The 4,900-nt window shown below is 29.8% G+C and carries 8 protein-coding genes; 2 read left to right on the forward strand and 6 right to left on the reverse strand.

The window, feature by feature from the left end; all coding sequences use genetic code 11:
- Positions 1 to 225 precede the first annotated feature (225 nt).
- From L8D11_RS03390 to L8D11_RS03405, 4 genes are all read right to left on the reverse strand, one after another.
- Positions 226 to 507: a hypothetical protein gene (locus tag L8D11_RS03390; protein WP_236870270.1), complete on the reverse strand. Its 282-nt coding sequence runs from the start codon at positions 505 to 507 to the stop codon at positions 226 to 228.
- Positions 508 to 573: 66 nt separating this feature from the next.
- Complete coding sequence (locus L8D11_RS03395) at positions 574 to 738, reverse strand: hypothetical protein (protein ID WP_236870271.1); 165 nt, start codon at positions 736 to 738, stop codon at positions 574 to 576.
- Positions 739 to 807: 69 nt separating this feature from the next.
- Positions 808 to 2,187, reverse strand: a complete 1,380-nt coding sequence (gene gltX, locus L8D11_RS03400) for a glutamate--tRNA ligase (RefSeq protein WP_236870272.1) — start codon at positions 2,185 to 2,187, stop codon at positions 808 to 810.
- Position 2,188: 1 nt separating this feature from the next.
- Positions 2,189 to 2,785, reverse strand: a complete 597-nt coding sequence (locus tag L8D11_RS03405) for a LolA family protein (RefSeq protein WP_236870273.1) — start codon at positions 2,783 to 2,785, stop codon at positions 2,189 to 2,191.
- A 173-nt stretch (positions 2,786 to 2,958) separates the two neighbouring features.
- Here L8D11_RS03405 and L8D11_RS03410 point away from each other — a divergent pair, with 173 nt between their 5' ends.
- Complete coding sequence (locus L8D11_RS03410; protein WP_236870274.1) at positions 2,959 to 3,918, forward strand: KpsF/GutQ family sugar-phosphate isomerase; 960 nt, start codon at positions 2,959 to 2,961, stop codon at positions 3,916 to 3,918.
- Positions 3,919 to 3,968: 50 nt separating this feature from the next.
- The gene (gene lptC, locus L8D11_RS03415) at positions 3,969 to 4,487 is read left to right on the forward strand and encodes an LPS export ABC transporter periplasmic protein LptC (protein ID WP_336886382.1); all 519 of its coding nucleotides are present in this window, start codon (positions 3,969 to 3,971) and stop codon (positions 4,485 to 4,487) included.
- Between the two features lie 17 nt (positions 4,488 to 4,504).
- On the opposite strand, the gene L8D11_RS03420 is transcribed toward lptC, so the two are convergent.
- Positions 4,505 to 4,732 carry a hypothetical protein gene (locus tag L8D11_RS03420; protein WP_236870276.1) on the reverse strand — a complete coding sequence of 76 codons (228 nt, stop codon included), beginning with the start codon at positions 4,730 to 4,732 and terminating at the stop codon, positions 4,505 to 4,507.
- Positions 4,699 to 4,900: hypothetical protein (locus tag L8D11_RS03425; RefSeq protein ID WP_236870277.1), on the reverse strand; the 202-nt coding region annotated here is incomplete at its 5' end. The genes L8D11_RS03425 and L8D11_RS03420, both read right to left, overlap by 34 nt.

Consider the following 4,900-nt stretch of genomic DNA (forward strand, 5'->3'; position numbering starts at 1 on the left):
ACTCTTCTCTATACGTTCTTCTGCTTCTCTTACTAAAAATGACATTTTGCCTCCTCTTTCGTATGTACTTATCTTTTCATTCTATCATATATGTTTCTTTCTGCCTATTATGCAATGGTCTTTTCTAGCATTGGCTATAAAAAGCCCATGAATGTTTATTTAGAGGCATTGAAAAATGCTGCTTAATAATAGGAAGCAAAATTCTCAAAATTTTGTCTTGATTTTTCAGTCCACTATAGCATAAATCTTCTCTGGTTCTTGGTAATTATTTTTAACAATTATCCTTCCAAGAATATTTAAGAGTATTTCAATATTTTCTATTTTTTCTCGAAATTTATTATGCGTTTGTCTAACGTTAACTAAGTAATTATTATGATTTTTTTCACTCTGCTCCTTTAGATACAACATTCCCAAGTACAAAATTATAGCTATAAGTACAATACTCATTACTATCAGTATATATTTACTAATTTTGCTTAATCTCATTAATTTAAAAACGCTTAGCATCCACCTTTCTCACTACAAAATAAATTATCAAATTACTGATCACATAAAAAACATATATAACACTACTTACTCATCTCTCTCTTCAATACTATTAACATTCTTAATTTTATCCTTCCTAATACCGTTCTTATTAATACTAAATGGCTTCAAAAGCAATTTATATGCAAAAACAAGAGCAAAAAAGAACACTACGACAATTAAAAATAAAATAAAAATAAATACTTTAAACACTACACAACATATATAATTGCCTACACAATCTAGCTTAATTTTTAAATTATTTCAAATACTCAATACAATTCAGCCCTGATCTATAATTTGTGATATTCTATGCATCGTTTCTTCCTTGCCTAAAATTTCGAGAGTTTCGTATATCGGTGGAGATTTAAAGGTTCCTAAAACTCCAGCCCTTAAAGCTTTCATAATGACTGAAATCTTAATTTCATATTTTGCTGCAAAGTTAGAGCAAAGTTGTTTTAACATATCAGCATTCCAATTTTGCTCATCTTTAAAGGTGTCTAAAATATTTACTAATATTTGCTTGGACTCATTAAGCGCTAAAATCTCTTTTGATTGCTCATCAATAGGATTGGAATATGAAATGAATATCGATACTAGATCCACTAAATCATTAATAGTTTGACCCCTTGATTTTATTAATGAAATAGATTTTTTGATCTTCTCCAAACATTTTTCATTCAGTAATTCTTTATTAACCTGGTTAATTATTTTAGCAAAAATTATCTCATCATCCAATGACCTAATGTAGTATTGGTTGATAAAATTCAATTTATCCAAATCAAATCTTGCAGGAGATTTACTTATGTCGGCCAAATTAAAAATTTGAATAGCCTCCTGAGCATTGATGATTTCTCTATTCTCGTGCCCCCAACCCAACCTCAATAGATAATTAAATAATGCCTCTGGTAAATAGCCGCTTTCCCTGTATTCCTCCAGTCCTACCCCCCCATCTCTTTTAGATATTTTGCGGCCATCATTGCCATGAATTAATGGTATGTGTACATAGCTTGGCTCCTTCCAGCCAATAGCCTTTAAAATTTGCAACTGGCGAAAAGTGTTAGTTAGATGATCATTCCCTCTTATGATATGCGAAATTTGCATGTCATAATCATCTACAACACAGGAAAGCAGGTACGTTGGTGTTTTATCTGATCTAAGTAACACCATGTCATCCATCTCTCCATTCTTCACCTCTATCTCGCCTAAAACTAGATCATTTATCTTTGTCATGCCATCATCGTTAATTCTGAGTCTCACGACTGGCAAGCTACTTCCATAATATTGAGCGCCATCTCGCCATTTACTTATGAATTTCTGCCCAGGATTAGCGTCTCTGAAATTTTGTATTTCCTCTTGTGTAGCATAGCAATGATACGCCACACCTTTGTTTATTAATGCTTGAGCTACTTCTTTGTGCCTTTCAACACGCTGTGATTGAAAAACAATGTTCCCATCCCAATTTAATCCCAACCAATTTAATCCATGTTTTATGGATTCGACATATTCATCTTTTGAGCGTTCACGATCAGTGTCCTCTATTCTTAGATAAAATTTACCATTATTCCTCTTAGCAAATAACCAATTGAAAATCGCAGTCCTCGCTACACCAATATGCAATGTACCAGTAGGGCTTGGAGCAAATCTTGTTCTTACATTCATATTAATAAGGTGCTGAATAAAATTGTGGATGCTGAAGAGAAAAAAACTTCTTATCAAAACTTAAGTTATATTTGATATTAGTAAAATACAAAAAATATTTCTCTGCTTCACTATTATTTATGTGCACTTCTTTCAAATTCATGGGATTATGCGATAATATCATGATTATATTAGTATTAACATTATCTACCATTTTATCAATATATAGATGAACTTCATTATTAGCCAAGTTAATCTTCTTAACGTCGCTTGCTAATTTGATATTTTTTTCTGAAAGCAGTTTAAAAAAATAATTACTTTGACTCAAATAAGACACTTCTTGTAATTCGTGATCATGATACATGATATTCTCATCCCTTAAAATAATTGTTAATTTCTTTGGTTCTAGATAGTCAAATCTTAACATCCCTGGTTTAGATATATATAACTTTCCAGATGAAGATTTATGCTTGTTTAAAGGTGATATCTGTTGAAAATCAGCAGATAATGTTCGAATATTATTTAAATAATTTTCAACTTCATTAATTAAATTAATATCATTAGCAAAAGAAAAATTTATAAAAATACAGTAAATAGCAATAAAAAATTTTATTTTCATATTTAAATTATTAGAAAATTTGTAAACTTGGTTATGGTGAAATATAACCTCAGCCGAAGACAGATTATAAATAATATTGCACTCTAACACAAGTTAATTACATTATGCATAAACTTGTGTTAGTATATGCGCAAGTTTACTAAATTATTTCTTCTAATAGATAAGTTATAAACATGCAAAAAGAAAATGATTTAATATTGGTTGGCAAGCAGATTATAGAAGATGAAATAAACGGGCTGAAAGATTTAAAAGAAGCAATAGACTCAAATTTCTGCACAATAATAAAAAAAATCATACATATCAATGGCAGGCTAATATTAAGCGGAATTGGCAAAAGTGGGTATGTAGCAAGAAAAATATCTTCAACCTTGTCCTCAACTGGTACTCCCTCTTTTTTCATACATCCTGCAGAGGCAGGGCATGGAGATTTAGGAATGATCACCAAAAACGATGTAGTAGTGTTATTATCAAATTCAGGTGATACTTATGAATTAAATACAATAATTGATTATTGTAAAAGATTCAATATATACATAATTGGCATTACTAGGAAAAGTACTTCTGTTTTAAGTAAAATTTCTGACTTACCGATTATCTTACCTAATAGCAAAGAAGCTTCTGATATAGATGTCCCATCCACATCTGTTATAATGATGATTGCTTACTGGGACGCTATAGCAATTGCATTACAGAGGTTAAGAAACTTTTCCAAGGAAGATTTTAAAATTTTACATCCAGGAGGAAAAATTGGAGCAAGATTATTAAAAGTATCAAAATTAATGCATAAAAAGGACTCTATACCAACAGTCACAGCCGATAGCTCTGGAATGGACGTTATTCTTGAGATGACAAAAAAGGGATTTGGCTGTACTGGAGTATTAAACAAGAAAGATGAATTAATTGGAATCGTAACTGATGGAGACTTAAGAAGGCATATCGATATGGATTTCAAAAATGTAAAAGCAAAAGATATTATGAGCAAAAACCCTTTTGCAGTGGAAAAAGATATATTTGCTTCCCAAGCTTTATTTATAATGAATGAGAATAACATTACACAAATTTTTGTTGTTAAAGAAAAAAAGCTTATAGGTATTATTCACATGCATGACTTAGTGAGAGCAGGAATAGTTTAATGAAACATAAAAATTCTATTAAATTCAGTCTTTTACTTATACTGACCGGGATGTGCATATCCTTAATCATCAATTATTATATCAATATGTTAGAGACAGAAAATATGATAACCTCATCTCAAGAAACATCACCACTGACCAAATCCAAATACGAAACATCCATATTAAACCCGCAATATTTTTTTTATGATAATGAACATAGGGAATTAGCCATTCAAGCAAAAAGTGCAAATAAAGTGAATTCACAAATTGATTTAGAGTCTATCTCAGGAAACGTAAAATTAAAGAATAATTTTGATTTTAATTTTTATGCGCAAAAAGCTATATTAATGATTGATAAAAGAAAAATTTTTTTAGATGGCGAAATATATATTAATAACAAAAATATAATAAAATTGCACTCACCTAATTTGTTAATTAACTACGAGGATCATACAATATCTTCCAATAAAGATATAATTTTAGATTATCAAAATATAACGCTACTTGCCTCTAAATTTAATTTAGACAACAATCAACATTTAAAATTTACAAATGGTGTAAAAATGAAAATCAAAAAAATTAAATAAGGTTTTTTATGATTCTCCTAGCCTAGCAATTTTTCCAACTTATCAACTAAATTTTTCGCCAAGTCTTTTTTTGCAATAGTACCTAATTCTTTATATGAACCAGCACTACAAATACTAAATTCATTAAAATTTTTACCAATATATTTAGCCTTATTTACAACTAAAGGCCGTTGCATAAATGCAAAGCAAGGAAGATATGCAATAAATGGATTTAAAAAATTGGCATTGCTAAACAAATATAGCATGTAATTGAGAAAGCTGCTATGATATGGGTTCTGTCGCATCTGTAAGGCCGTTGCATAAATGCAAAGCAAGGAAGATATGCAATAAATGGATTTAAAAAATTAGATTCATATAAAGAAGAACGATAAGTTTGGTATAAAAGCTGATAGAATAATAGGAATTCAAGAAAG

Source organism: Candidatus Bandiella numerosa (genome assembly GCF_021811875.1).
Classification (GTDB): Bacteria; Pseudomonadota; Alphaproteobacteria; order Rickettsiales; family Midichloriaceae; genus Aquirickettsia; species Aquirickettsia numerosa_A.

Coding starts and splice junctions, on each gene's coding strand:
- gltX (WP_236870272.1), bottom strand. CDS start 2,187: ATGAATGTAAGAACAAGATTTGCTCCAAGCCCTACTGGTACATTGCAT.
- L8D11_RS03420 (WP_236870276.1), bottom strand. CDS start 4,732: ATGCTATATTTGTTTAGCAATGCCAATTTTTTAAATCCATTTATTGCA.
- L8D11_RS03390 (WP_236870270.1), bottom strand. CDS start 507: ATGCTAAGCGTTTTTAAATTAATGAGATTAAGCAAAATTAGTAAATAT.
- lptC (WP_336886382.1), top strand. CDS start 3,969: ATGTGCATATCCTTAATCATCAATTATTATATCAATATGTTAGAGACA.
- L8D11_RS03410 (WP_236870274.1), top strand. CDS start 2,959: ATGCAAAAAGAAAATGATTTAATATTGGTTGGCAAGCAGATTATAGAA.
- L8D11_RS03405 (WP_236870273.1), bottom strand. CDS start 2,785: ATGAAAATAAAATTTTTTATTGCTATTTACTGTATTTTTATAAATTTT.